This is a genomic window from Pseudomonas sp. MF08875, assembly GCF_059862525.1.
The window spans coordinates 18593-45468 of sequence record NZ_JCBCUW010000021.1; the positions used below are offsets into that span (position 1 = coordinate 18593).

The following is a 26876-nucleotide window of genomic DNA, read 5'->3' on the forward strand; positions in this document are numbered from 1 at the left end:
ATGCAAGGAAGCAATCATGCAAGACCTGATGGAAACCGAAACCCTGCTGAACACCGTTATCGGCCAGCCTTACTCCGAACCCCTGCGCGCTCAACTCGAAGCGCGCACTGGCCGCCCGGTGCGGCCAGTGGGGGCGGGGTTCTATAACCCGCACGATCTGGGCCCGCACCGCATTCGTCTGAATTTGCGTGAAGACCGCATGATCGAGTCCTACAGCTTTGGGGAATAAATACAGCGCTATTGAGTGACTGCCCAAGGCTGTTATGTGGGCCTTGTTCCTGAACCTGGCGTTTAAAGTAAACCGCCAGGTTCAGGCACAAAAAGGAGCACCAGCCATACAACAAAAAACCTCTATAACCCGCCCAGACATGTGGCGAGTGTCTTTGAAAGTTTTATTTTTATTGTTTGGAGCAGGTTTTACCCTCGCCAGGAAGTGGCAGCCTAAGCGCTATAAGAAAGATTACCGAGTACACCCTCGGCCAAGGAACTGACAGGGCCTTCAGCCACCCCACACCGCTCAAGGCCCTTTTTCTCGGGTGCGAATCAGGCCTGGGCGATGCTGTAGCCGTCGAATGCGGTTTGCTGTTGCAGGGCGGTGATGATGCTTTTGCGGGTCAGGGGGTGTTCGGCGCCTGAGTTATCCACAAAGGTTTCGCTTTGCAGCTCTGCTTCGTCGCCTTCGCCGACGAAGGTGAAGCCGAGGAACTCCAGGGCTTGGCGGTCGAGGTTGAGTTTGGCGCGCGGGTTGCGCAGGGGCAGGGTGACGCTGATGCCGTCCTTGCTGATGCTGAACACTTCGGCTTCTTTCTTGGCGCGGGCGGTTTTGCTCTTGCCGGCGCTGGGGTTGCTGATGGCCTGGTGGGTTTGGTTCAGCACTTTGAGGGCCAGGCCGTAGACGATTTCCTGGAACGCCGGGTCGTCCTTGTAGGTGGACAGAATGCGGCTGATGGGGAATTGGCTGCTGAGGTTTTCCAGGGCGGCGATGTCGGCGGCTTCGGCGTCCTTGAGTTGTTTGAGTTCGCCCATCAGTTCGTAGGCTTTGTCGTCGTCGAAGCTATCGTGGGCCTGGCGGATGGCCGCGCGCAGTTGGCGGATCTGTTCGCTTTCCTTGGTGGACTGGAAGGCGTCGAGCACCATTTCGCTGATGTTTTTCGCCTGGGGCACGTGCTGCGAAAGGTGGATGGCATTTTCGTATTCCACCCGGGACGACGGGGTGGCTACGGCTTCGGCGGTACGGGTATCAGGCATTGAAAAATTCACTACTTCATTAAACAAGGGGATGAGGCGGCGGGCATTCTCATGGTGCCCAGGCGATGGCGTCAAGGCGGACTGCCCACCAACTCCCTGACGATAGCGATAAACCCATCTACCACTTTGCTGCGCCCCTGTCGGCGGGTGTGTAGCAGCAAGCTGGCGCGGGCCTGGCGGTTTTCGACGGGGCGGTAGGTGACGCCGGCCAGGGCCAGGGCGACGGTGCAGCGCGGCACCAGGGCCACACCTTGGCCGGCGGCGACGAGGGCGATGATCGAGGTGATCTGGCGCCCCGATGCGCCGGGCACCAGGCGCACCCCGGCGTCGTGGTAGAGGTGGTCCTGGATCTGGTTGAGGCCCGAGCCGTAGTCATCCGGGAAGCGGATCAACGGCCGCTCGCTCAACTGCGCCAGGCTCACTTCGGCCAGGGCCGCCAACGGGTCGGCGCTGGGGATTGCGGCAATCAGCTCTTCGTCGGCCAGGGCCAGGGTGTCGAGCCCGTCGTGCCCGCTGCCGGGGTGCAAACGGCTGAAGCCGATGTCGATGCGGCCGTCGACAATCTGCGGCCATTGGCTGGCCGAAGCGCCTTCGATCAGGCTCAACTCGACCTCAGGGAAGCGCTGTCCAAACACCCGGATCGCCTCGCTGAACAGGCTCGACAAGGCAATCGAACTGGCAAAACCCAGGGTCAGTTGCCCGGCGCAACCGCTGGCCAGTTTGCCGGCGATGGCCTGGGCCAATTCCATTTGCTCCAGCACGGCGCGGGCGTAGGGCAAAAAGGCCTGGCCTTCGCTGGTCAGGCTCACCGCGCGGCTGCTGCGTTGGAACAGGCGAAACCCCAGCTCGGCCTCCAGGGCGGAAATCTGCCGGGTCAGCGGCGGCTGGGCCAGGTGCAGGCGCAGGGCGGCGCGGCCGAAATGCAGCTCTTGGGCAACCATCAAAAAGTAACGCAGGCGACGTAGATCGAGCATGTGCGGCCTTAGGTATCGATCGGTGGGAATTCGGTATTGGCCCGGCCAAGGCCCGGCACTCTATAACGGATGCCTGTGGTCCGACGAGTGAGATGATGAACCGCTTTCTACCCGCGCCGCGCATCGCCCTGTTTCTGTGTGGCTGTGCGGCGTTTCTCAATTTGTACGCCACCCAGGGCATCCTCCCGGTGTTTGCCGCGCAGTTCGCGCTGAGCCCCCGCGAGGCCAGTTGGAGCATCGGCGTGACCACCCTGGCGGTGGCGTTGATGGCGCCTTTTGTCAGCCGCTTGACCGGGGTGTTCGAGCGGCGCCGGGTGATGGTGTTTTGCGCACTGCTGCTGGCCGAGCCGGCCTTGCTGATTGCTCAGGCCCAGGGCTTTGCCGAGTTGCTGTTGTGGCGTTTTGCCCAGGGCCTGCTGATTCCCGTGTTGTTTGCCACCAGCGTGGCCTACATCGGCGAGCGCTGGCGCGGTGCCACGGTGACTGAAGTCACCAGCCTGTACGTGGCTGGCACCGTGCTGGGCGGGTTCGGCGGGCGGTTCGTCACAGGGCTGGTGACCGAGTGGCTGGGCTGGCGCGAAGCTTTTGTGGTGCTGGCCGCGCTGACGCTGTTGATTGGCCTGGGCATTCACATGCTGCTACCGGCCGGCCCGCCCGGGGTGGCCGCCGCGGCCACGGGGCGTGGGCTGGCCGCACGGGAGCTGCGCAGCAGACCGTTGTTGGCGGCTTATGGGGTGGGCTTTTGCGTGTTGTTTTCCCAGGTGGCGATGTTCACCTACGCCGGCTTGCATTTGGGGCAGGCGCCGTATTCCTTGGGGCCGGCGGCGCTGGGCACGATCTACCTGGTGTTTTTGCTGGCGCTGGTGGTAGTCCCGGTGGCGGGGCGCCTGGGCAAGTCCTGGCCTCAGGTGCGCTTGCTCGGCGTGGCGTGCGGGTTGGGGGTCGCCGGTTCCCTGCTGACCTTGCTGGCGCCGTTGCCCCTGATGGTGGCGGGGCTGGCGTTGAGTTCCACTGGGGTGTTCCTCGCCCAAGCGGCGGCGAACGCCTTCACCACCGCCACCGCCCGGCACAACAAGGCCGGTGCGGTGGGTTGGTATTTGAGTGCGTACTACCTGGGCGGCAGCCTGGGCGCGGTGTTGCCCGCGCTGCTGTGGCAGCGCTGGGGTTGGCCGGGGTGCGTGGCGCTGATAATGGCCTTCCAGTTGGGCGCCTGGCTGCTGGCCCGTTGGGGCTGGCGGCCGGTCAACGGGAGCGGCGGACCTCCAGGATCTGGGTAAAGGTGCCGTCGCCATTGGGCTGGGAACTCATCTGCCCATAGAAGCCCCGGTACTTGCCCGTGGCACCGATCACCGCCACCACCGATTTGCCTTGCTCCGCTTCCTGGCCGGCCACCACAAAGGCGCCGTCCTTGAGGGTCAGGGTCCATTGGCATTGGCTGTACACGCCAGGCTGGGTGGCCAGGCAATAACCGCTGTTGGTGCCGATGTCCTGGCGTTGCTCGTTCATCAGGGGTTGGTCAAACACAAACAGGTCGCCCTGGGATGGGCCGGGCGGCGCCAGGTCGACCGGGCCTTTGGTGCCGCGGTTGCCGTCGGCGAGGGTGGTCAGGCGCAGGGTTTCGCGCTCGGCGGCGAGGGTGGGCAGGCTGGCCACAGCCAGCAGGGAAACGAGGATGCAGTGATGGATATTCATTGGCGCGCTCCATGGGCCAGGGGTGGAGTGGTGGAGCCTAGCCCAGGCTCGGCGTATTCATACAGCCGTGAAAGGGGCGTGATATGTCAGTTTTATTCCCCTGGCCTGATTCATATCAAAAGGCCGCTATGCAAAAACCTATACAACGATGGTGGGGCGCACACCGCCCCGACCGTATGCCTGACAAGCCAATAAAAATGATTGCAGATCCGCTGAGGGGACCACCCCAGGCGGATTGATAAAGGAATAGTGCGATGGCTTTTTCTCTCTCCCGCCTGGCGATGCTTGGCGCGACCTTGTTGTTTTTGAACCCCCTCCTGGCCAGTGAGCCCGCCCCGGCAACCGAGCCTGCCAGCCAAACCCTGGAACCGACCCTGGAAGACGCCGACTCGATCATCGAGCGCGGCAAATACGTGGCCCAACTGGGCGACTGCATCGCCTGCCACACCGACAAAAAAGGCGCCGAGATGGCCGGTGGCCTGGAACTGAAAACCCCCATGGGGACCATCTACTCCAGCAACATCACCCCCGACCAGGACACCGGCATCGGCCGCTACACCTTTGAGCAATTCGACCGTGCCATGCGCGAAGGCGTCTCGCCAGCGGGCTACAACCTGTACCCGGCCATGCCCTATCCGTCCTACGCGAAGATGAGCGACGACGATATGCGCGCCCTCTACGTCTACCTGCTGCAAGGCGTGGAACCGGTGAACAAGGCCAACAAGGAAGCGGACATGAGCTTCCCGTTCAACCAGCGCTGGGGCTTGGCGTTGTGGAACTTCATGTTTGTCGACAACCAGCCTTTCGTTCCGGACCCAACCAAGGACGAGGTGTGGAACCGTGGTGCTTACCTGGTGCAGGGCCTGGGCCACTGCGGCTCGTGCCACACCCCGCGCGGCCTCGCGTTCCAGGAAAAAGCCATGAGCGACGCCGGCAGCAGCGGCAAGCACTACCTGGCCGGCGAGACCGTGGAACACTGGCGGGCCTTGAGCCTGCGTGGCCTGTGGACCGTGGAAGACACCGTGCAATTGCTCAAGACCGGGCAAAACCGCTTTGCCACCGTCTCGGGCAACATGGCCGATGTGATCCAGCACAGTTCCCAGCACTTCACCGACGCCGACCTCACCGCCGTGGCCACCTACCTCAAGGCGCTGCCACCGGGCAAGGACGACCTGCCGATGCCGAGCGTGCCGCTGCAACCGGCCAAGGCCCCGGACAACCAGTTCACCAGCCGTGGCGGCCTGGCCTATACGCAGTTCTGCGGTGACTGCCACCGCCCCGACGGCGGCGGCGTGAAAGCCATGTTCCCGGCCCTGGCCGGCAACCCGAGCATTTCCTCGGCCAACCCCACCTCGCTGTTGCACATCACCCTCACCGGGTGGCAGACCGCCGAGACTGTGGCCCACCCACGGGTCTACACCATGCCCGGGTTCGCGCGCCTGTCGGACCAGGAAATCGCCGAAATCCTCAGCTTCGTGCGCAGCAGTTGGGGCAACACCGGCTCGGCCATCAGCGCCGCCCAGGTGAAGAAGATGCGCGCCAACCTCAACCCGAAGAACACCGACTCCTCGGCCTTCGAGACCCCGCGCCTGGCCGACCTGCTCTCGGCGCCCAACGCCGAGCAAGTGGTACGCGGCATGCGCTTGCACCTGCAAACCAAGGAACTGCTGCCGGACAACGTCGGCAACTCCTTGAACTGCACCAGTTGCCACCTCAACGCCGGCACCGTGGCCGATGGCTCGCCGTTTGTCGGCGTGTCGGCGTTCTTCCCGGGCTACGCGCCGCGCGCCGGCAAGGAAGTGACCTTGGAAGAACGCATCAACGGCTGCTTCCGCCGCTCCATGCACGGCAAGCCGTTGCCGGTGCAATCGGCCGACATGCAGGCGATGGTCGCCTACTTCGACTGGATGAAGCGCGAGACCAAACCCGAAGACAAAGTCGCCGGGCGCGGCGTGGGTAAGATCGACCCCAACATCAAGCCCGACCCGCAAAACGGCAAGGTGGTGTACGCCAAGCAATGCGCGGTGTGCCACGGCGACGACGGCCAAGGCCTCAAACGCGAAGACGGCACCCTCATCTACCCACCGCTGTGGGGCGACGAGTCGTTCAATATCGGCGCCGGCATGGCCCGCACCTACACGGCTGCGGCCTTCGTCAAACGCAACATGCCCATTGGCTTCCACGAAAAATTCCCGTTGGGCCAGGGCGGCTTGTCGGACCAGGAAGCGGTAGACGTGGCCGAGTACTTCTCCCACCAACCGCGCCCGGACTTCCCGGACAAGGTCAAGGATTGGCCTAAGGGCGGCAAACCGGTGGATGCGCGGTACTAAGGCCGCACAAAGCGCTACGGCCCATGTGAATGGGTAATGCCGCTGTGAATAACGAGGAGGCCCAAGGCCTCCTCGTTTTTTTCGGGTCAACCGTACTTGATCGTGTTCTTGGACTCGTCAGGCTCTGGTTGGTTTGATCTGTAGCTATTGGCGCGGACGTTCCATAACCCTATCTCCAAGGGGTACTGCGTCGCCAGCCAGATCTTGACGGACGTTATCATGGCCGCGTTATGCACATGTTTATTGCACTCCCAATACACCTTTACTTCTTTGCCGGTGCCCATGTTTTCAAACTTTTCCACACAATACTTACCCATGGCTTTGTCTCGTTGGTGAGTTCGTAAAGTTGATTAAGCGAGGGCGCCATAGGCGCCCTGCGCGATAGCGTCATGGTTTGTACAGCACAGCACTTTCATCACCGCTTTGCAGATGGGTTCGCCGGGAACCTTCTTTCTTCCACACGCCGCCATATTGCGCGTTGAGCCAGTTGGCGATGGTCACTTCAGGGGAACCGGCAAACTTGAGTTTGTCGTTCCAGTAAACCTGCTGCACTGCTTGGGTGGCTTGGTTGGTGAACTTTTGCTGGTTATAGGTAGGCATGATCTTGCCCCTCGCTTATTGAGTTTAAAGTTGCACTTATTTACTTGCAGTCGCGCCTCAACTTTCATCTGTGATATTCATCGCAGCCCTCCTTGCTTATCGGTGGATAGAATCGTGGTTGGCCGCGCCGGTTGGCTGACGACGCCCAGCAGCACGGGCACGTTGGAGTCCTGGGCGTCGAAGTGGATGTCCACTTGCCCGCTGCTGCCGCTGGCGTCGGGTGGCAGTTGCACGGTGGTGCTGGCCTGGACGCTGAAGGGGCCGATGCGGGTGACGGTGTCGGCCAGTTGTTCGGCTTGGGCCGGGTTGCTGGCGCGCAGGGTCAGTTGCGGGCCAAGGCCCACCAAGGCATGGCTGGGCAACAGGCCGAGGGCACCGTTGGCGCTGAAAAAATCGGGGGCGTCGCTCGGCGCGCTGTAGTGGCTGGCGTCGAGGAACGCGGGGTTGAACCACCCGCCGGGGGTGAGGGCGAAGCTGCCGAATTGCGCCAGGGCCATGCTCAGGCTCACCGAGGTGCCCGCTGTGCTCGCGTTGCTTGCCAAGCCGCGTAGCGCCGGTTGCGCTGGGGTGGCGATGCTCAGGCCAATGAATGCGGGCCAGCCGCCCGGTGGTTGGGCGCGCAGGTTGCCGCTGGCAATCGGCGCCAGCGGCACGGTGGCGCCGGTCAGCAGCACGCGGGCCGGGCTGGCGCGCAGCAGCGGTGGGGCGTTCCAGGTTTTCCACGCCTGGGCCCATTGCGCCAGGCTGAACGTGGGGCAGCGGGCGGTGCCGGTGGCGATGCTGACTGGCATGTTCAGCGAGGTGGGGTCTTGCTGTGACGCCAGCCAGCAGAGGTTGAGGGCGCCGACAACCTGCGGCGCGGTGCTGGCCAGGCTTTGGGTCAAGTCTTGATGGGCTTGCGCCAGGGCGCTGGCAGGTGAGGGCGTTCTGGCGGCCCGTAGTGTGGCGGACGGCGGGTTGCGCAAGGCCATCAGCAATTGCCGATAGCGCTGGAAATCGGGGGCCGCGGGTGGCAGTGCGGCGGGCCGGTTGCTCAGTGGCGTGGTAGCGGCAGGTGCAGGTGCGGCCTGCAGCAGGTAGCTGAGGTAAAGCCAGTAGGCGCCGAACCAGTCGCCGTGGGGCGAGTAGCTGCCGGTAGGGGCGGGGAGGGCGTTGCCCAGTTGGTAGATGCTCCAGTTGCAGCGGCCGATGTCGGCGCTGCCCAAGTCACTGAAGGTGTTGATGCCGGCCAGCGACAGCACTGAGGTGCTCGCCACGTCGGCCCAACCGGCCAGCGTCTGCCCATACAACTGCCATATCGAAGGGTCGTTTGCCACGGTCCGTACTCCCTGTGCGGTGGCCTGGAGCGGTTCGCCCCCCGCGTGTGCGAGAGGCGAATCGGGGGAGGGCTTACTCGTCGTCGCCGCCGGTATCCTGGCTACCGCCGAGCCGCTGGCTGACTACACCCAGCAGCACCGGCAGGGTGCTCTTGACCGGGCCGATGGTGACCGAGGCAGTGGCATCGTCGTAGTGGATGTCCTGTTTGGTGCCGTTGGCCGAGCCTGAGAGTTTGCCGAGGCGGAACGGGCCGATACCGATGGAGGTGGTGGCCTGGGCCTGCCAGGTGCTCTTGACGTTGCTGTAGTCGCTGGCGCTCATTTTCAGGGTCACGGTGGGCTCGAACCCGACCACCACCTGGGTGGCCAGGCCCGACAGCGCGCCGTCATCGCCGAAGAAGTCCGGTGCGCCAGGCTTGAGCTTGGTGGTGTTCAACGCCACCAGGGCACTGTTCCACCAGGCGCCGGGGGCAATCGGAAAGCTGCCGAAACCGGTGAAATCCACGGTCAGCGAGAAGTCGCTGCTGCTGGTGTTGATGCTGGTTTTGCCGCCGCTGGTGGAGCCGCCCAGGGAGAAGTTGAAGAAGTCGCCGAAGAGCGTCGCCTTGGCCGAAGCGCTCCAGCCGGATTTGTCCAGGCTGTAGTCCTCGGTGCTGGAGGTGATGCTGATGGAGGCGCCGGCATCGTTCTGGCCCGCGACACTGGCGGCTTGCCACTCAGGGTATTTGCTACCGAAAGCTTGCAGGCTATAGGCGGGCAAGAACGAAGAAACCAGGGCGGAGGGGGCCGCAGGCGTGTCGCCGCCAATCACCACGGGCTGGCTGCCGGGCGGGGAGACGCTGCCGGAGGTCACCGCCATGTTGAATTTGTTCTGGGTCAGTACGTTCTGGGCGTAGTTGTACCCCACGTTGGTGCGTGCGTTTTGCAGCGAGGCGTAGTTGGGGCCGTAGACCTGAATCATCAACTGTTCGTAGGCACCGGAGGCCCCTATCAAGTCGTTGTTGGCGGTCAGGTAGCTGGGGTAGTTGGTCGGCAGCCAGTCCTTGAACGCAGGCAGATCGGGCATGACCCCTTTGGCAGCGTTATAGGCGGTAATGGCCTGCATCAGGATGGCGTTGAAGGCCTTTTGCGCATTGTTGAGCTTGGTGGTCGCGAGGTTGACCTGGCTGTCCAGGTTGGGGTTGACCTTGGCGCCCGGATCGATCCAATCCAGAAACGCAGCGTAGGCCGACACCAGGCTGCTACCGGCCGAATAAGACGGGCTGTTGGCCGGCACCACATCGCCCAGGCCATGGATGTAGTAGTTCTGGATGGTGGGGTCGGCGTTGCCCAGGTCCACGTTCAGGGTGGTGGAGCCGGCGCTGAAGCGCTGCCCCTCGCCCAGGCCGGCCGGCAGTGCTGCTGCCTGAACCGCGCCCAGCCATTTTGCCCACAGGTCTTGCGTGTCTACGTCAGCCATTTTGTAGTGCTCCAGATCGGATGGAAGAACCGAGCATCGCGGCACCCGCCGCGACCTCCGAAGGCGATTGCTCGCCTGGAACCTATGCTGGGTTTTTCCCGCAGCGCTGACAGCGTGGGCAATGCTGATTCGGCGCCGCCAAAAGCCTGATTCGCGCCTCGGTACAAATGCCCAGGGCTGTACGCCTCACAGCCAGCCCTCGCGCAGGGCAAAACGCGTCAGTTGGGCGATGCCCTTGATTTCAAGCTTGCTCATGATGTGTTCGCGGTGGGTGCTCACGGTTTTGCTGCTGATGTGCATGCGTTCGGCAATCGCGCGGGTGGTGAGGCCTTCGACCAGCAATTGGAGGATTTGCCGCTCCCGGGGGCTGAGGTTGGCCCCGGGTGCGGCACCTTGCTGGGCCTTGGCCAAGCGCTGGCTGAGGACCATTTCAGTGGCAATCTCCGGCGACAGGTAGGCGCGGCCCTGGGCCACGGTGCGCACGGCTTTGACCAGTTCTTCGACAGCGCAATCCTTGAGCAGGTAGCCCAGGGCGCCGGCGTCCAACGCGGCGCTGATACGCCACTGCTCGCGGTGGGCCGAGACGCACAAAAAACGCAGCCCGGGGTGGCGTTGGTGGGCGCGCAGAAGGGTGTCGATGCCGTTGAGCAGGGGCATTTCCAGGTCGAGGATGACCAGGCCGGGCTGGGCCTGGGCCAGCAGCGCCAGGGCTTCCAGGCCATTGGCGGCCAGGCCCGTGACCTGCATGTCAGGCTCGCGGCCCAGCAGCACGGCCAGGCCTTGGCGAAACAGCCGATGGTCGTCCACCAGCAGGATGTCGAGGGGGGCGTCAGGCATCAGGCACCTCCCGGGCGGTCAGGAGGGTTAAGCGTTTTTTATGCGGGATGCAGAGGGGTTGCCGTGACATTCCTTGTCTCCGTGTTGGGGAGCGGGGGGGGCTCGTGCAAACTGCCCGAGGGTTTTGCCCGACCATCATTGGAGGTCGCCCGTGGCAGCGGCAATACCACCGATGGCGTAGGAGGAATTTCAGTTTGTTGCGGGATAGATCCATTTTTGTTGTAGGCAATAGAGAACAAGCTGCCCGATGCTGCTGATGGCCAGTTTGCGGTAGAGGTTCTCGCGGTGTTTGCGCACGGTGAGGTCGCTGATGCCGAGCAACTGGCCGATTTCCTTGCTGGTCAGGCCTTGGCAGATGTGCAGGGCGACTTCCCGCTCGCGGCGCGAAAGCCCTGGGTGACGCGGGCTTGGGGTGACGGCCTCAGCCACACGCTCGACGAAAATCCCGTTCTACGGCGAGGGCGTTGAGTTGGGCGACATGGTGCAGGCCGTACTTGGCCATGATGTTGCTGCGGTGTTTGCGCGCGGTCAGGGGGCTGATGTGCAGATGCCGGGCAATCGCCCGGCAATCGAGCCCCTGGCCGATTAGCCGCAGGACTTCCATCTCCCTGGGTGTCAGCGGCGCCGTGGGCGGGCGGGTCAATCCGAGATCATGTTTTTGCCCGCCGCCTTGGAGCGATACAACGCCTGGTCGGCGCGGCCCACCAGGTCGGCCTGCTGTTCACCTTCGCGGCGCTCGACCACGCCGAAACTCAAGGTCACTTTGAAATCCCCCATGGCGGGCAAGGCTAGCAAGGCGTGGCGGATAGTCTGCGCCATGGCCATCGCCGCGTCCAAGCCCGTGCCGGGCAAAACCACCATGAACTCATCGCCGCCCCAGCGCGCCAGCAGATCGGTGTCGCGCACGCAGCCCTGGATGCTTTGCACCACGCGGATCAGCGCCGCGTCGCCGAGGGCATGGCCGTGTTGGTCGTTGATCGGTTTGAAGTCGTCCACGTCCATGGTTATCAGGGCCAGCGGCTGGCGAAAACGCTGGGCGCGCTCGCATTCCTGCTGCAGGACTTTTTCCAGGCGATAGCGGTTGGCGATTGAAGTCAGGGCGTCGCTTTCGGCCAATCGGCGGTTCTGTTCCAGCTGCGCCTGCAACTGCTGGTTGACCTGCGACAGCTCACGGGTGCGTTCCTCGACCAGGGTTTCCAGGGATTGATTGCGCAGCTCCAGTTGGGCGAGTTGGCGTTTGCGGTCTTCGATATTGCGGTGCGCGCCGATCATGCGCGCCACTGAACCATCGGCGTTGCGCGCCACCACATGGCCGCGGTCTTCGATCCAGAGGTAATCACCCTCGCGGGTGCGGCAGCGGTACTCGATGCGATAACGCGGGGTGCGCTGGTGCAGGTAATCGTCGAAATGGGCCATGACGCGGGGGTAGTCGTCTGGGTGGATCACGCTTTCCCAGGTCAGCACCGTGTTTTCTAGGGCGTGGGGCGCGTAGCCGAGCATCTCGTACCACCCGGGGTTGCGGTACACGTAGCCGGTGTTGGCGTTCCAATCCCAGATCCCGTCACTGACCAGGTCCATCAGGGTATGCAACGTGGTCTGGTCCAATTCTTCGGGCCGGCCCGGGGCCGGTCCGGTGGAGGGTGCATTGCCCATTTTCGCTCTCCATGCCGGCCGGCCGTGAAATGGCCGGCTCCTATAGCCCCACAGGATAGTTCAAAACTTTCGTCGGTCCGTGGCGCTATAAACCCGGCCCGGCGGCGGGTCAGGGCACCAGCTTGCGGCGCTCGATAGGCACCGACAGCACGATGCTGGTGCGGGTTTCGCCGTAGGCATTGATCTTGGCGATGATCTCTTCGATGTCGGCCATCGACTTGGCGTAGATGCGGATCAGGTAGGAATCGTTACCGGTGACATGCAGGCACTCGACCACCTCGGGGATGTCGTTGAGGGTGGCGATCAGTTTGGCTTTGGCGGGCTTGAAAGTGGTCATGCCCACCACGGCGGAAATGCCAAAGCCCAGTTTGGTGGGGTCGACCTGGGCGCTGTAGCCCTTGATGACGCCCGCGTCTTCAAGCTTGCGCAAGCGGTCGGTGGTGGCGGGGATGGAAAGGCCGGCGTGTTTGGACAGCTCGGTGATGGAAATACGCCCGGACTCTTGCACCATGGTGAGGATTTTTATGTCTATACGGTCCATGTAAGGTTCTCCCGAAAAAACTATAGTTTTTAATGAAAATATCCGATTTTTCGTTAAAAAATAATGCAGCAAAATAAAATCAAGTGCTAGTCTATTTTTAGTCCGGGCAAAAAAATAGAAGTCAAACCGGCTATCCCATAGTTTAAACACTCTTGCGTTGCACGCTGCTTAATTTATTATTCTCCGCCAAGGATGGTGCTTGTATGGAATATGATAAATCGTCACGCAAAAAAAATACCTATCCGCTGTTTTCCGACTATGTAAGGCTGCAAGTTCATAGCTTGCGACATTTCAAGACTGACCAGTTTTTGATGTATCTGGCCGGTGTGGCTATTTTCTCGCTGGGCGCGAAGTTATTTATTGTCAGTCAGTTGGGTACTGACCCGTTGGATGTTCTGATTATCTCTATCGACCAACTTGTCAAACTTGGCATGGGCGCCTGTTCAGCCTTGGTGTCATTGTTTTTCCTGACGTGGTGGATGCTCTGGAACAGGAAGTACCCGCCCATCAGCCCCTTCATCACCACCACCCTGACGGGCCTGTTGATCGACCTGTGGTCGTTCCTGGGCCTGGGGGAATACCTTACGGTGCGCATGAGTGAATACGCGATGCTGGCGGTGGGGCTGGTGTTATGTGCCTATGCGTCGGCGCTGATAATCATGAGCGGTATCGGTATACGCATCATGGACTTGGTGGTGTTGACCATGGTCGCTAAATGGCGCTGGTCCTTTACCAAGGCCAAAATGATTATCGAAATTGGCATTTTTTCTACGGGTTGGTTATTGGGCGGGCCCTTTGGTGTGGGCACTATTGCGTTCTTGTTGGTGATCGGCCCGCTGATTCAACCGTTCATGAATATCAATGCCCGGCGCTTTTCCCTCAAGAACTATGGCTTGGCCAGCGTAACTTCCGCTTATCCCTAATAACGAGAGGCTGCCGCCACTTTGGCGGCGGAACGCTCTCGCCTCGAAGATTTGCCCCGTGATGTTGAACAATAAACTTCCGTGATGATGAGGAACTCGAGATGGAACTTAATAAAGGTAAGAACTGGACCCTGGACAGCACCCCCGCCATGTTGGAAGAGATACTTCCGGGCGGGGCGGTGAAGTGCCACTTGTCACCGCGCAATTGTGTGATCCAGGAAGGCAAGGTCGGTTTCTGCAAAGTGCGCGGCAACCGCGGCGGCCGCTTGGTGACCTTGAACTACGGCAAGGGTGTACACAGCACGGAAGAAACCATCGAGACCGAGGCGGTGTTCCACTTTGCTCCTGGCGAACGAATCCTGTCCTTGGGCAATATCGGCTGCATGCTCAACTGCGGTTACTGCCACAACTGGAAGACCTCCCAGGCCAAGTACGTGACCGACAAGGACGTGTACTACTACACCCCCGAACAAGTGGTGGAAACCGCGCTCCAGCACGGTATCCGGGTGATTTCCTGGACTTACAACGACCCTGTGGTGTGGCACGAATTCATTCTCGATACCGCCAAGTTGGCTAAGGAAGCAGGCCTGATAAACCTGTACAAGTCGGCGTTTTTTATCAGCGAAGAAGCCATCGACGAACTGCTGCCGGTGATCGATATCTTCTCGATTTCCCTCAAGTCCATTTCCCCCGAGTACTACCGCAAAGTCACCACCGGGTGGGTCGAGCCGGTGTTGGCGGGAATCAAGAAAGTCTACGACGCCGGCAAGTACGTAGAAGTCAGCACCTTGATGGTCACCGATATCAGTGACGACGAAGACACCGCCCGCAAGATCAGCCAGTGGGTGCTGGATGAATTGGGCCCGAACGTGCCCCTGCACTTTGTGCGCTTCCACCCCGACTACAAAATGAGCAACAGCATCCGTACCCCCGTGGATCGCCTGCTCAAGGCGCGGGACATCGCCCGGGGCATGGGGGTTGAGCACGTGTACCTGGGCAACGTGAACGACGTCGATGGCACCAACACCAGTTGCAACAAGTGCAACGCACTGCTGGTGACCCGCTATGGTCTGAACGCCGAGATCCTGGGCCTGGACAGCCATGGGTGCTGCACGTCCTGCGGGCATGACGCGCACTTTCGCATGCTTGAGGCGCCGAAGGCGAACAAGGTGGTGGAGCTGCGCGAAGAGGCGCTGACGAGCTACGAAAAACGCAAATTCGAGTGGCACGGCGATATCGTTTCCCTGCACGCCCAACTGCTCAATACCCAGGATTTCGAGCAAACGGTCTACCTGCGGCGCAACTACAACGACGGCCAGAGCAGTGCCTGGAAAACCCTCACCTTGCGGCCCCACGAAAGCTACCGCTTCATCATCGCCAAGGCACGGGTCGATGAAACCGGGCCGGAAGTCTGGCTGCCGCAAGGGGTCAATTCCAACTTGCACGAAGTGTTCGACCGCGCGCATTTCCCCACCGAGTCCATTGAGGAAATCGGTATTTCGCAAAACGACATCACGCCCACCATCGGTTATGAGGGCAAGCAGAACATGTATGAGCAAGTCATCAAAATGGTGCACAAGGCATGAGTATTTCCACTGAGATCCTTCATATGCGGGTCGACGACCGGGATGCGCTGCCTTCCGTCACGCCCATTTATCAATGCAGTGCCTTCAGTGCGGACTCGGCGTTTTTCTATTCGCGCAAGGCCAACCCCAACGTGACGGAACTGGAGCAAGTGGTGGCGGCCCTGGAGGGCAGTGAATATGCCCTGGCCTACGCCACGGGGATGAGCGCCATCTACATGGTGCTGGAGTTGCTCAAGCCCGGCGGCTCGCTGGTTATTAACAAGTACATCTACGGTTGCTCCTACAAGTTGTTCCAGCGCTATGCCGCGCGCATCGGTGCGCAACTGACCGTGCTGGACCTGACCACTGCCAGTGGCCTGGAAACGTTGCCGGCAAACGTGGACATGGTGGTGTTTGAAACGCCCACCAATCCCTTCCTCAAGGACATCGACATCCAGGCCGTCAGCACGGCGGTCAAGCGCATCAACCCCGAGGCGCTGGTGGTGGTGGACAACACCTGGGCCACGCCGATCTTCCAGAAGCCGCTGCACTTTGGCGCCGATATTTCGTTGTACAGCGCCACCAAGTACTTCTCCGGCCATAGCGATGTGATGGGTGGGTTGGTGCTGGTGGACAACGAGGCGCTTCACGCGCGGCTGCTGGAGGGGCGCTTCTATTCCGGTTCGATCCTGACGCCCAATAGTGCGTGGCTGCTACGCCGCAGCATGCAGACCTTCAACTTGCGCATGGAAAAGCACAGCGCGACAACGGTCAGCATGCTCAGCTACCTGCAAACCCTGCCCTTTGTCGAACACGTCTACTACCCGCGCATCGATGGCCAGCAACTGACCGGATATGGCGGCATCGTGTTCGTCGATATCCGCCCCGACCTGGTGCCCTTCTACAAAACCTTCACCGGCGCCCTCAAGTGGTTTGGCACCGGCACGGGCATGGCCTGCGTGACGTCGATGGTGGCGCAACCGTTCAGCGGCAGCCACGCCTCAATGAGCGAGCAGGAAAAGGCCGACATGGGTATTGGCAAGGGGCTGGTGCGCTTGTGCTTTGGACTGGAGGCTGTGGAAGACCTCAAGCAGGATTTGCTGCAAGCCTTCCAAACAACGGAAAAACGGGTTGCGCAGGAGGGAGTACTTAACCCGGCTTAGTACGTTGCCGACCCATGAAATCACAACCCGTGTGGGAGCGAGCCTGCTCGCGATAGCGTCCTTGCAGCCAGGGCCGTCATCGCGAGTAGGGCCGCCCCCACCCAAAAGTAAACCCACACGCAGTGCCTTGAATGGTCGGTATCGACTCTGGGGCTCGTCGTTTTTTTGGAGAGCGCCAGATTGACCCATTCATTCCACCCTTCGGTGTTCGATGACCCGACCCTCAACGTCATCCATCTGCTCAATACCCTCTCCAGCGAAAACCCGGAGGCCATTTCCCTGGCCTCCGGCCGCCCCGACGACGAGTACTGCGACCCGTCGCTGATCCATAAGGGGCTGGCGCGCTTTACCCAATACCTGGCCGACACGGACCAATCCCTGGCGACCACGCTGTGCCAGTACGGCAAAACCGGCGGGATCATCAACCCCATCCTGGCCCGCTACTTGTACAAGGATGAGGACATCAGCGTTGAAAATGCCGACAACATTGTGGTGTGCCTGGGGTTTCAGGAAGCGGCGACGCTGACCCTGTTGTCGGTGTTCGATGACGGTGGCGTGTTACTGGTGCCCGACCCGGTGTTTTGCGGCATTACCGGCATCGCCAAGTTGCTGGGCATCAGGGTCGTACCGGTGGCCATGGACATCTTCCTAGACCCGACAGCCCTGCGCCTGCTGGCCCGGGCGATCGAGTCGGCGGGAGACAAGATAAAGGCTTTGTATGTGATCCCCGACTTCAGCAACCCCACCTCCGATTGCCTGGGGCTGGCAGAGCGAAAGGAGCTGCTGGCGCTGGCCGAGGAGCTCGATTTTTTCATCCTCGAAGACAATGCCTATAGCTACTTCAGGTATGAGGGCAGCAAGGTCCCCGCACTCAAGGCCCTTGAGAGCCGCCGCGTGTTCTACCTGGGCTCTTTTGCCAAGTCGATTTTCCCAGGGTTACGCATGGGCTATGTGGTCGCGCCCGAGGGGGAGGGCGTGAAGCCGTTCAGCACCCAGCTCTGCAAGGCCAAGAGCCTGGTCACGGTCAACACGCCGGCGCTGTGCCAAGCAGTGGTGGCGGGGCTGTTGATTGAACATCAGTATTCCTTGAAGGCCCTGAACCAGCCTCGGGTGTTGGCCTACCAGCAAAAAAGAAACACCATGATCGATTGCCTGGAACATGAGTTTCCCTACAGCCTGGGTGTTGAACAACGCGTGACCTGGAACCGCCCGGCGGGCGGTTTTTTCATCAACGTGCAATTACCGTTCGCCTTTGGCTACCTGCAAATGTGCGAGTGTGCCAACCAGTTCAAGGTCATCGTGTTTCCCACGTCGCTGTTCTCGCTGATGAACGGGGCGAGCACCCAGGTGCGCTTGTCATTCAGCAATGCTTCTTTGGAGCAGATTGAGCGGGCGGTCAGCCGCTTGCGCGCCTATGTGGACTTCAAGCAGGGCAACCGCCGCGGGTGATCTAGGCGGCTGCGGTGGCCAGCATCACGCCCGTCACTACTTGATAGGCGCCCAGGGCGGTGATGGTCGAGCCGGACAGGTAGTTAATCAACTTGAGCCGCGAGGCCTGGATGCGGCTCTTGAACACCGACGAGAAACCGCTCAGGCCCAGCCACCATGCCGCGGAGCCGAGGAAGATGCCCGTCACCATCGATGCCACCGAGTGCTGGCTGTTGACCATGCCATCACTCATCGCCGCGAAAATGGCAATGAACGAAAGGATGGTCATGGGGTTGGAGAGGGTCAGGAACAACGTGCTCGAATACGCCTTGAACATGTTGGCGCGCTCGCCCGGCAGCACGGTGGCGGCGGTTTTGGAACGGATGATCTGGTAACCGATATAGGCCAGGAACAACCCGCCGAAAATGCACAGCCAAGGCTTCCAACTGATAAGCGTGGCGATGATGGCGGTGATGCCCAAGGCGCCGATGAAACCGTAGATCGAGTCGGCGGTTGCCGCACCCAGCCCCGTGGCGAAACCGGCGCGCCAGCCCTGGCTCAGGCTGCGCTGGATGCACAGCAGGCCAATGGGGCCGACCGGAGCTGCGATGCAAAGCCCGATGACCATGGATTTGAAGAAGATGAGCATGAAAATACCTCCCGGATTGATAGCTAAAGGTTAGGCGGGGAGGCATGGGGGCTGAATTGTGTTTTTAATGTTTATTGGTTTGCTATGGATAAATTTCCATTAATTAGGTCCAAATAACCTTCATTAATAATGTGAATGCAGTAGTCGACTTTAATCGGTGCTTTTTGGCCGGCGACCCTGTTGTTTTTCCTCCGCCCTCAGGGCTGCTTTGAGGAAGCAATCGAGACCGATTGGCCTGCTTGCCGGCGTTTGCACAGGCGTGGGGCGAACCTGGCTGGCGTCAGGTTCGCGACTTCATGGGGTCAGAAGCGTTCGTCGAGCATCGCGGGCAAGGTCAGCTCCCGCACGAAACTGGCCGAGGACAGGCTCAAGACCATGCGCACCACCTGCACCACGTCATGCACCGGGATCAGCTGGCCATCACCGCGCTGCTCGGCCACAGCGCGCGGTGTGCTCAACGGGTCTTGGGTATTGAGGTAGCCCAGGTTCAGGCATGTCACGCCAAGGCGTTGCTCCCGGTAGCCTTCGCGCAAGGCGTCGGCCATGCCGCGCAGGGCGAACTTGGACGCGGTGAAAGTGACCTCCGGGCGCCCGCTCTGGGGCAGGCCAGAGGTGGAGCCAGTGAAGATCACCCGTGGGTTGGGGCTTTTGAGCAGGCTCGGCAGCAAGCGTTTGATAAGCAGGATGGGCGCGGTGATGTTGCAACCGACAATGGCCTCCAGTTGCTCGTCGCGGTCTTGCAGAAAGTCGTAGGCCTCATCAAAGGCCTGGTCTTCCCAAATTCCCAGGTTGTAGATCAGCGTATCCAGGCCTTCCTCGGCCACCGCGTGTTCGATGGCCCGCACTGCGTGCGCCGGCTCAGCCAAATCCGCTTCGATCCAGCGCAACTGCACACCCGCTTTACTCGCCAGGTCTTGCGGGCGCGTACGTGAGACACCGATCAGCGTGTCTCCCGCCTCACCAAGCCCCTCTACCAGAGCCCTGCCCAATCCTTTGCTCGCGCCTACTACCAAGGTTTTCATCGATTGATTCCTGAACCGACAGATTTTTGAAGCAGCGGATGCAAGCAGATGAGGGGAGTGATGGCAATTGGCTTGATGTTTCTGGATGTTGTATCGACCACCCGAACACGGCGAGGCGCGCCTGCGGCTCAGCGCCCAGCAGCTGTGTATTAAAGGCCTGTCACAGGATGTCGTTGAGGTAACCCTTGAGTTCCATCAGCGGCGCATTGAGCGCTTCCAGGGTCTGTGCGCTATGAACTTCGGCGCGTAGCCTTTGCAGCTCACGCCCCATGACACCGCCCAACGCGCCGCACGCCAAGCCCAGGCACTCGCCCAATTTGAATTGAATGGCCCCAACGTCCGCTTGACGCACCAACAAGCCGAACACCTCGCGCTGATAGCGATCCATGGCCGGGTCGTCCCGCAGGATTGGACTGGAGCCTTCCACCTCATACGCCAACTTGAGTGAATAAAGCGCTACGGTCTCCAGCGTCGCTTCCATGGTGCAAAGTCCTCCGCATGCCTGCGTGGCCCTTAACGGCCACTTTTTTACAGGCAAAAAAAAGACCTTGAATTTCAAGGTCTTTTTAATGTTTGGTGCCCCGAGGGAGACTCGAACTCCCTCAAAAACATCATAAGATCCAGCAATGCCGCGAGTTTAAAGGCTTTCAGTGGCTTTGGGTAGAAATTTTGGATAGAATTTTGGGTAGAAATGACTAGCCAAGGGCTGCTGCTATGACCGATTTTTTAGTCTTGAAATCTGGCACCTACCACGTCCGTCTTGACGTTCCAGAGGCTGCACGGGAAGCCTTCGCCGGGCGTAAGGTTCTGACTAAAAGTCTCAAAACCGGCAACCGCTCGGAAGCCCATGTTCTTAAATTAAGATGGTTACATCAATGGAAAGCCGAAATTGAAAAAGCCCGTAACGGTGAAATCGGTAATTTTCGTGATGATGTTCTTCAAATAGTTGAAAAGCATCAACGGGCAATAAATCTTGATAAAGTTCAAGGAAAACCCGCCACCAATGAAACAAAAATGGGTTTTGAAGTCATCCAGTATGCACATGACAAAAAGCTGAGCATCGACCTTGTTAATGAGGCAATTGATATAGCGGCAGGTCGCTCAGACTACTCTCCAAAAACACCATTTTTCAAAAGTCGCCTTGATGCGTTCTTTAACTATGAATTAAATCAACGGAAAGTTGATTTGAATACCGTGGATAGACATATTAAGAGAATTAAAGCACTTGATGCGTTTTTAAAGTCCGAAAACCTTCTTTTGGACTATGAAGCAGTTGCGTCATTCTTGATTTCAAAAAATCTCGAACCGAAAACCAAGAAACAATATTTGTTTTCCTTCAATGCCTTCTATAATTTCTTGATTAAAAAAGAACCACCATTCAAAGAACGTTACCCAATCAATCCTTTCAAAAATCATGAATTGAGCCAAGTTAGGCGTGGGACACTCAAAGAAGATGAAAGACGTGCTTTTACGGCGGACGAGGTTGATACCCTACATAGTAAGGCAGTTGAAAAAGGAAAGCGTCAATTAGCAGATTTGATTGAGATAGCGGCCTACACGGGAGCACGGATTGAAGAAATTTGTCGTTTGAAAACATCGTCAGTTGTTAAAGAGGATGGTGTGGATTGTTTTCATATTACAGAAGGTAAAACACAAGCATCCGTTCGTTTTGTGCCAATCCATCCGGTTCTCATGAAAACAGTGAAACGGCTTGTCAATTCATCGGACGATGGTTATCTATTGAAAACAAGCAAAGGCGGGAAGTATGAAACTAAATCGAAAGGTTTAGGCAATCAATTTTCAATTTTCAAAACAGATTTAGGATTTGACAAGAAATGTGTTTTCCATAGCATACGGAAAACCGTAATTACTACATTAGAACGTGCTGACGTTAAGAACCTTATCATTATCTCGTTGGTTGGTCACAAGGCTGACGGATTGCTACGAATGACTTTTGATAGGTATTCCGAAGGCCCGACCCCAGCATCAAAAATGGATGCTGTTAGATACCTGCAATATAAATTTTCAGTCTAGTTTGTCATTGTCGCTGTCAATTATAAGGCTACCATTTAAGGTGGCCTTTTTAATGCTTGCTATACGTTGCTATACGCTCTCATTCTTTGTTATCTGGCTTATTGAAAGCTATACAACTTGAAAACATTTTAATATATGTTATCTTGATATTAGTAGTTTGAATTCTTTATATGCGAGCAATGTAAATGTATAGCACCTCACTTCGTTCGTTGCTTACATTTACGCTCGATTTTTCGCACTACGTTTGAAAAATTAAAATCAACAACCATGAGGAATGTATGAATGATAATAAAAAACCAAGACAGATGAATGTAAGAATATCCGAAAGTGATTACGAAAAGATTGAGCACGAAAGAAAAATTATACACAAAAGCCAGTCCGGCTTTATTTCCCACATTATCAATAATGGCATCAATTCAATTATTGAAATCACCAATCCTGAGCTTAGACAAGACATTGATAAAATTGAAAGGTTTCTGGGCGGATATGGAAACAACCTAAATCAAATAGCTAAAAGCCTGAATGCTAATGAGGCACCCCCTTTTGATATTCTAAAAAGGCTAACTGAACTCGACCAAAATATAACTATACTTACTAAAAAGCTGGACAAATTAAAAAAGGAGACATTAAGAAACGTAGGTAAGTCATGATACGTGAAAGGCTAAGCACTCAAAAATCTAAATCAGCGATTTACAAAACAGCCAAATACTTCAATAAAGAGGAAGGCTGCGTTTTATTCGAGTCAAATATTTACACGCCTTTGAATGCTTCAAAGAAAGAGATTGCGAAAGCAATATCACAATCAATTGAAAGCGATGTTACTGACAGCAAGAAAGGTAGAAAGCAATCAGTTAGAACCCAGCACGATGTTGTTAGCTTTCATACGAATGACAATATTACACCAGAGCAAGCCCGAGATATTGCAAAAGAACTTTATGAAGCCACGCACAAACTTTCAAACAGAAAGTATTCGTTAGGCGTTCACATTGATACAGATGAGGTTCATGTTCATATTGTATGGGCAATAAAAGACTTTGATGGTAAATGCTACAACGTCAGCAACGACTATCGCAATATAGAAAGAGAGTGCGAACATCTAGAAAAGAAACACAACTTGATTGCTCCCAAAAATAGAATATCAAGAGACATTGATACCTTGAACAATAATTCAAAATATAAAGACAAAACAGCGGAGCAAAAGAAAGACTTAATAAACAAAAAATACGCCGACAAAAAACCATCATCAAATGAACGCATGCTTGAAATACGCGGGATTATTTCTAATAAAGAAGAAATGAAGACTGACTTAAAAATTTTACTGCAACAGTCTAGCTCTCCGAGTGACTTCATAAACAAAATCGCAGATAACGGATACAACGTTATCTATAATGGGAAAACTTCCTTTTCCATTCAACATAAAGACCAGATATTCAAAGCATCCGAGCTTGGCCTATCTTACAAAACACTTAAAGCGAAACTAGGTGATGACAGTGGCTTTGAGCAGACTTTGAAAAATAAGCACAACGTTAAGAAATACGAAGATTGTTTTATTGCTTCCAATGAAGCAGCACCTGACTACATGAAAAAGATTAAACCGAACTCAGTGCTTGCCACCAAGTTCAAGTTTATTCAGCATAGTGACAAGGTTGAATATTTCTATAATTCAGCCAGCAGCAAGAAATCATTCGAGTATTACAAAGACCCGTCAAAAGTTTCATTTCATGACTTATCAAGACAGTCAGCAAAGGCTGGCATTCAAAGGCTTGTTGCTGACGCCAAACCACCAAAATCATTCACAGTGAATGGCCCTGATTTCTTTAAGAAAAATATATGGCTTGAATTTCAGTTAATGGGATTGGAAGCCAAAGGGTTCAAGCTTGAAGGTTACAAACCTACACCAGCAGACCTTGAAGAATTGAAGAAAATCCAAGAGCAATACGCTTCTATGAACAAGAAGCCAGAACCTAAACCACAACCAGCACCAGAAGCCCCTACGGCGGCCGTAGAGCCACCTAAGCCACCTAAGCCAGTTGAGCCAGTCATTGCTCCACCTGTTCAAACCACACCAGCGAAGCCAGTAGAACCAACAAAGCAGGTTGAACAAGAACAGGTTGCAGCCACCAATGACGACTTGATAGATGAGTTGATGAGCGAGTTTGAAACCCCCAACCATATACCAGTCGCACAAGCTCCTAAGGAAGCCATAGAACCGTCAAAATCAGCCGAGCCTGTCGTAGACGAGCTTTACACACCTATGGCACCAGAGCTGCTTCCAGAGCCTGAAAGCGATAAGGTTGAAGGTGACTATTCAACATATTCTAATGATGAACTCGTGGAAGCATTTGAAGGTATACAGAAAAAGCTTGAAAAAACACTATTTACTGGAAACAGTAAAAGCGACATTGCGGGCCATAGATACATGGACAAACAAAATCTTATCTATGAGAGAAAAGGTGAAATTAAACGCCAATATAATTTAAGACAGGATTTTTATAAGATGTTTGATGAAATTAGTGAAAGAGACCCAACGGCAGCAAAACAGCTTGAACAAGCTTTTAAAGCACATATGGCAAACAAAAGAGCGGTAGCGTTTGACTTAAAACCACAGTTAAAAAAATAGCCCTATCAGGGCTTTTATTTGTCTTGGCTTTGAAAGTTTCGAATCCCCACTTGTAGCGTTACATCTTTATTGAACCCGTTAACCCGGCTTACATTCAAATACTCTTTCATGCAGTCATTTAAAAAACGAGACAAGGGAAACTTGTGTTCTTTTGCGACCAATTTGAATTGATTGAGTATTTCAGCGTTCAGTACAATTGTACAAGGCTTTAAGCTTGATTTTGTCTTTTTCATGGTGCCCCTTTTTATTTATATATATTTATTAGAGCACAAATTAAAGCGTAGTCAAATAAATACATATTTTTGATGACAAAATTCGGGCACGAAAAAACCAGCATTAGCTGGCTGATAGTCTATCCGACCGATTACATCTTCAAGCAGTTATCCCAATACTCATACGGAACCTTACTTTGGTCTACTAACGCTTTGAACTCGCCATCCACGGTATCATAAAATAAATCGCATTCACTATTGTTGTGTATACTTCTAATGTTTTCATACATACCATCGATGCCCAACTTTTTAATGAATTTTAAAACTTCTTTTTTTCCGCTAGCCACTCTTATTAATTTCATATTGATTATTATCCCATGTCCTAGCTTCAATATAACATGGCATTCTAGCAAATCAATAGATAAGTATGTATTTATTAGATGGCCGCACTATCAAGCGATGATGCATCGATAATCTTGCAAGTGGATTTAATATCAATCACTTCGTTCGTTTCCAAATCAATTATGTATTTACCTATTAGGCTTTTGCTAAATACATCACCCAGCAAATCATTTTTCATAATTTGAATTTCATTAAAAACCCTCCTTATTTTAAGCTTTCCATTAACAAACATAGAGAAGCCTATAAAGTCGTTTCTTTCAACAAACATGAACGCCTTATCAAGAGCTTCATTTTTTCCCTTCAAGAATGATTTTCTTTTAAGTTCTCGCCATAATGAAAGCGTGTTTTTAACGCCGAACATTGCGTATCGACGAACAGACCATAAAGCTTGAACAGCCCTAACTTTTTTATGATTTGAGATTTCTAGCTTGTCAATATTTAAAACGCCGTCTTTCAGTTCAAAGTCCATGTTAAACGACTTAGTTAGATACTTCATCACGTATGATGTTGCCTTGCTTTTCTTTGTGTCTATATCTTCTATTCTTACGGCGTTTTCCGAGTGTCTAAAATGCTTATTAATCAAGATTACTAGTTCATCATAATGCTTCCTATTAACATACATTAAAGCGTGCTTGTGAAAGCACTGGTCTTTGTGTGGCTCGACAGCCCAGAAACCATTCATCTCAATCTTATGTCTATGAATGTCTTTTCTAAAAGCATTCCATAAGCCTTTCAAGTAATCATTGCTATCCTTTGGGGTTGAACCGTCCCAAGAACTGGCACCTTTCGACGGCTTTGGGTGAAATCTTGCCGGAGCGGTGAAAGTGATAAATAGAGGCTTATAGTCAAGTCGTTTGGCGTAGGTGTCCAACGATGAAACTTGAACATATATCTCAGCAAATCTTTGTTTTTCAGTGCTCACTACTTTTGATAGTGGGACTTTCTTATGGTCTGCATAAACAACGTATTTGCTCAATATATATTCATATTGTTTTTGTTCTGCGGCGTCTCTATCTCGAACAACTTCATCACTACAAATCTCAAATGTTCGACCTGAACCAATCAACCCTGAGTGCAGCTTCATAAGTTCGTTTCTTTGTTTTTGTATTCTTTTTATTTGTGATTTAAGTTTTCTTTCATCGGCAATATTGATGAGCTTGTCTTTTATAGTTGACCCTTTAATATCCTTTATTTTGATACCATAACCAATATCCCAATCATTTTTTATGCGTGAAAAAATACTCTCGCCGGATTCATCGTTTTTAAGGTTTCTCTGCTTTATTATCAGTTGCTCTTGAATTCTCTCGAAAACAAACGCGATATTTTTTACAATTTCGTTCAAGTCGCCGTTAAGAACGTATTTATTTTGTATTTTCCAGCATTTATATTCGCCGCAATTGGCAACCCAGTTGAACTTATCCTTAATGCTTTTTATTTCCTTGGCTAATCTTGAACATTTTCTTTTTGATGAGTTATTTAGCTTATTTTCAAAATACTCTTTTGAAGTCATCTTTTTTTCGATGGCTCGCTCAAAAAAATACTGCCTTTCACATTCTGCAAAGAAAAATTCAGGGGTGAGATTTTTAAGGGTTATGCGTTGTGGAATAAATATCATGCAAGCTTTTATTGTTCATTACTAATACAAATAGCATGCCGAGCATGATTGTCAAATAAATACATAGTTTCTAACGTCAACATTGAAAAGAGTTGATTTTTTTGAAAGTTAAAAACGTCCAAGAAAACCCATAAAATCAGCTTGCGACACTTATTTAAGAGTTATCCAAGAAAAGCTAAAGTCAAAAGCATCTGGTAATTGCGAACTGTGTTCGCATGATAAGAGCCAAAGGCAGGTTGGCTAGTAAAATTTATGAAAATTAAAACAGATGGAACCGCCGTTTTTTGAGGGGGATTTAACGCTTGTGTATAACAATACGAGAAATTCAAATACGTCATAATTTGCCAATTTCCGTAAGTTGGCAAAAAATAACGTTGGAGGATATTTTTGGATTTTTTACTGTTTTGTTGAGTTTTAATTATTTGACATGGTCAGGTTTTGGCTTGAAATCAATATAAAACCTTGTCAATAGTAAATCGAAAATATATTTAGGGTGGAACCTTATTTGTTGATTTAGGGTTCAATCGTGTGCTTGGGATTTTAAAAATTAATGTACTATCAATTCCATTCATCTGGTCATTTTTCACGCTTGA

At 54.9% G+C, this 26876-nt stretch carries 25 protein-coding genes; 10 read left to right on the forward strand and 15 right to left on the reverse strand.

From position 1 onward, the window contains the following. Positions 1 to 16 precede the first annotated feature (16 nt). Positions 17 to 229, forward strand: a complete 213-nt coding sequence (locus AC19YT_RS14150) for a hypothetical protein (RefSeq protein WP_095107912.1) — start codon at positions 17 to 19, stop codon at positions 227 to 229. A 314-nt stretch (positions 230 to 543) separates the two neighbouring features. Here AC19YT_RS14150 and AC19YT_RS14155 read toward each other — a convergent pair whose 3' ends face one another. After that, complete coding sequence (locus AC19YT_RS14155) at positions 544 to 1248, reverse strand: hypothetical protein (protein WP_095107913.1); 705 nt, start codon at positions 1246 to 1248, stop codon at positions 544 to 546. A gap of 71 nt (positions 1249 to 1319) precedes the next feature. Continuing rightward, the gene (locus AC19YT_RS14160) at positions 1320 to 2222 is read right to left on the reverse strand and encodes a LysR family transcriptional regulator (RefSeq protein ID WP_500610475.1); all 903 of its coding nucleotides are present in this window, start codon (positions 2220 to 2222) and stop codon (positions 1320 to 1322) included. A 95-nt stretch (positions 2223 to 2317) separates the two neighbouring features. On the opposite strand from AC19YT_RS14160, the gene AC19YT_RS14165 reads away from it, so the two are divergent. Continuing rightward, entirely contained in the window at positions 2318 to 3499 is a 1182-nt protein-coding gene (locus AC19YT_RS14165) for an MFS transporter (protein WP_500610476.1), read from the forward strand. Here the strand turns inward: AC19YT_RS14165 and AC19YT_RS14170 are convergent. After that, complete coding sequence (locus tag AC19YT_RS14170) at positions 3465 to 3914, reverse strand: allene oxide cyclase barrel-like domain-containing protein (protein WP_500610477.1); 450 nt, start codon at positions 3912 to 3914, stop codon at positions 3465 to 3467. The genes AC19YT_RS14165 and AC19YT_RS14170 overlap by 35 nt on opposite strands. Before the next feature lie 254 nt (positions 3915 to 4168). Here AC19YT_RS14170 and AC19YT_RS14175 point away from each other — a divergent pair, with 254 nt between their 5' ends. After that, positions 4169 to 6244: a c-type cytochrome gene (locus tag AC19YT_RS14175; protein ID WP_500599970.1), complete on the forward strand. Its 2076-nt coding sequence runs from the start codon at positions 4169 to 4171 to the stop codon at positions 6242 to 6244. Positions 6245 to 6631: 387 nt separating this feature from the next. Here the strand turns inward: AC19YT_RS14175 and AC19YT_RS14180 are convergent, their stop codons facing one another. From AC19YT_RS14180 to AC19YT_RS14215, 8 genes are all read right to left on the reverse strand, one after another. Next, the gene (locus tag AC19YT_RS14180; protein ID WP_177034514.1) at positions 6632 to 6844 is read right to left on the reverse strand and encodes a hypothetical protein; all 213 of its coding nucleotides are present in this window, start codon (positions 6842 to 6844) and stop codon (positions 6632 to 6634) included. 77 nt (positions 6845 to 6921) lie between these two features. Continuing rightward, a complete protein-coding gene (locus AC19YT_RS14185) occupies positions 6922 to 8160 on the reverse strand; it encodes a hypothetical protein (RefSeq protein ID WP_500610478.1) in 1239 nt (412 codons plus the stop codon). 73 nt (positions 8161 to 8233) lie between these two features. After that, positions 8234 to 9619, reverse strand: coding sequence for a hypothetical protein (locus AC19YT_RS14190; RefSeq protein ID WP_095107921.1), 1386 nt, complete (start codon positions 9617 to 9619; stop codon positions 8234 to 8236). A gap of 186 nt (positions 9620 to 9805) precedes the next feature. Beyond that, the gene (locus AC19YT_RS14195; protein ID WP_095107922.1) at positions 9806 to 10456 is read right to left on the reverse strand and encodes a response regulator; all 651 of its coding nucleotides are present in this window, start codon (positions 10454 to 10456) and stop codon (positions 9806 to 9808) included. Between the two features lie 189 nt (positions 10457 to 10645). Continuing rightward, positions 10646 to 10885, reverse strand: coding sequence for a response regulator transcription factor (locus tag AC19YT_RS14200; protein ID WP_218192047.1), 240 nt, complete (start codon positions 10883 to 10885; stop codon positions 10646 to 10648). After that, the gene (locus AC19YT_RS14205) at positions 10878 to 11099 is read right to left on the reverse strand and encodes a response regulator transcription factor (protein WP_176465073.1); all 222 of its coding nucleotides are present in this window, start codon (positions 11097 to 11099) and stop codon (positions 10878 to 10880) included. The genes AC19YT_RS14200 and AC19YT_RS14205 overlap by 8 nt, the downstream gene beginning before the upstream one ends. Next, positions 11096 to 12109, reverse strand: coding sequence for a sensor domain-containing diguanylate cyclase (locus tag AC19YT_RS14210; protein ID WP_095107925.1), 1014 nt, complete (start codon positions 12107 to 12109; stop codon positions 11096 to 11098). The genes AC19YT_RS14205 and AC19YT_RS14210 overlap by 4 nt, the downstream gene beginning before the upstream one ends. 109 nt (positions 12110 to 12218) lie before the next feature. After that, positions 12219 to 12650, reverse strand: a complete 432-nt coding sequence (locus AC19YT_RS14215; RefSeq protein WP_095107926.1) for an Lrp/AsnC family transcriptional regulator — start codon at positions 12648 to 12650, stop codon at positions 12219 to 12221. 203 nt (positions 12651 to 12853) lie between these two features. On the opposite strand from AC19YT_RS14215, the gene AC19YT_RS14220 reads away from it, so the two are divergent. From AC19YT_RS14220 to AC19YT_RS14235, 4 genes are all read left to right on the forward strand, one after another. Beyond that, positions 12854 to 13573, forward strand: coding sequence for a YczE/YyaS/YitT family protein (locus AC19YT_RS14220; protein ID WP_500610479.1), 720 nt, complete (start codon positions 12854 to 12856; stop codon positions 13571 to 13573). A gap of 101 nt (positions 13574 to 13674) precedes the next feature. Further along, positions 13675 to 15159 carry an AmmeMemoRadiSam system radical SAM enzyme gene (gene amrS / locus AC19YT_RS14225; protein WP_095107928.1) on the forward strand — a complete coding sequence of 495 codons (1485 nt, stop codon included), beginning with the start codon at positions 13675 to 13677 and terminating at the stop codon, positions 15157 to 15159. After that, a complete protein-coding gene (locus AC19YT_RS14230; RefSeq protein WP_095107929.1) occupies positions 15156 to 16301 on the forward strand; it encodes a trans-sulfuration enzyme family protein in 1146 nt (381 codons plus the stop codon). The genes amrS and AC19YT_RS14230 overlap by 4 nt, the downstream gene beginning before the upstream one ends. Before the next feature lie 180 nt (positions 16302 to 16481). Beyond that, complete coding sequence (locus AC19YT_RS14235) at positions 16482 to 17750, forward strand: aminotransferase-like domain-containing protein (protein ID WP_095107930.1); 1269 nt, start codon at positions 16482 to 16484, stop codon at positions 17748 to 17750. 1 nt (position 17751) lies between these two features. Here AC19YT_RS14235 and AC19YT_RS14240 read toward each other — a convergent pair whose 3' ends face one another. The 3 genes from AC19YT_RS14240 to AC19YT_RS14250 all read right to left on the reverse strand — a co-directional run bounded on the left by AC19YT_RS14240 (position 17752) and on the right by AC19YT_RS14250 (position 19881). Continuing rightward, on the reverse strand, positions 17752 to 18378 hold the full coding sequence (locus tag AC19YT_RS14240) for a LysE family translocator (RefSeq protein ID WP_500600376.1): 627 nt from the start codon (positions 18376 to 18378) through the stop codon (positions 17752 to 17754). A gap of 302 nt (positions 18379 to 18680) precedes the next feature. Next, positions 18681 to 19400 (reverse strand): SDR family oxidoreductase, encoded by a 720-nt coding sequence (locus tag AC19YT_RS14245; RefSeq protein WP_095107932.1) that lies wholly within the window; start codon positions 19398 to 19400, stop codon positions 18681 to 18683. A 160-nt stretch (positions 19401 to 19560) separates the two neighbouring features. Continuing rightward, on the reverse strand, positions 19561 to 19881 hold the full coding sequence (locus AC19YT_RS14250; protein WP_500610480.1) for a hypothetical protein: 321 nt from the start codon (positions 19879 to 19881) through the stop codon (positions 19561 to 19563). A 233-nt stretch (positions 19882 to 20114) separates the two neighbouring features. Between AC19YT_RS14250 and AC19YT_RS14255 the strand changes: the two genes are divergently transcribed. The 3 genes from AC19YT_RS14255 (at position 20115) to AC19YT_RS14265 (ending at position 24054) form a co-directional block, all read left to right on the forward strand. After that, entirely contained in the window at positions 20115 to 21434 is a 1320-nt protein-coding gene (locus AC19YT_RS14255; protein WP_096425603.1) for a tyrosine-type recombinase/integrase, read from the forward strand. A 278-nt stretch (positions 21435 to 21712) separates the two neighbouring features. Next, positions 21713 to 22084, forward strand: coding sequence for a plasmid mobilization protein (locus AC19YT_RS14260; protein ID WP_096425604.1), 372 nt, complete (start codon positions 21713 to 21715; stop codon positions 22082 to 22084). Continuing rightward, a complete protein-coding gene (locus AC19YT_RS14265; RefSeq protein ID WP_449100300.1) occupies positions 22081 to 24054 on the forward strand; it encodes a relaxase/mobilization nuclease domain-containing protein in 1974 nt (657 codons plus the stop codon). Before AC19YT_RS14260 ends, AC19YT_RS14265 begins: the two co-directional genes overlap by 4 nt. Positions 24055 to 24702: 648 nt before the next feature. Here AC19YT_RS14265 and AC19YT_RS14270 read toward each other — a convergent pair. Next, entirely contained in the window at positions 24703 to 26283 is a 1581-nt protein-coding gene (locus AC19YT_RS14270; protein ID WP_153367817.1) for a replication endonuclease, read from the reverse strand. Positions 26284 to 26876 lie beyond the last annotated feature (593 nt).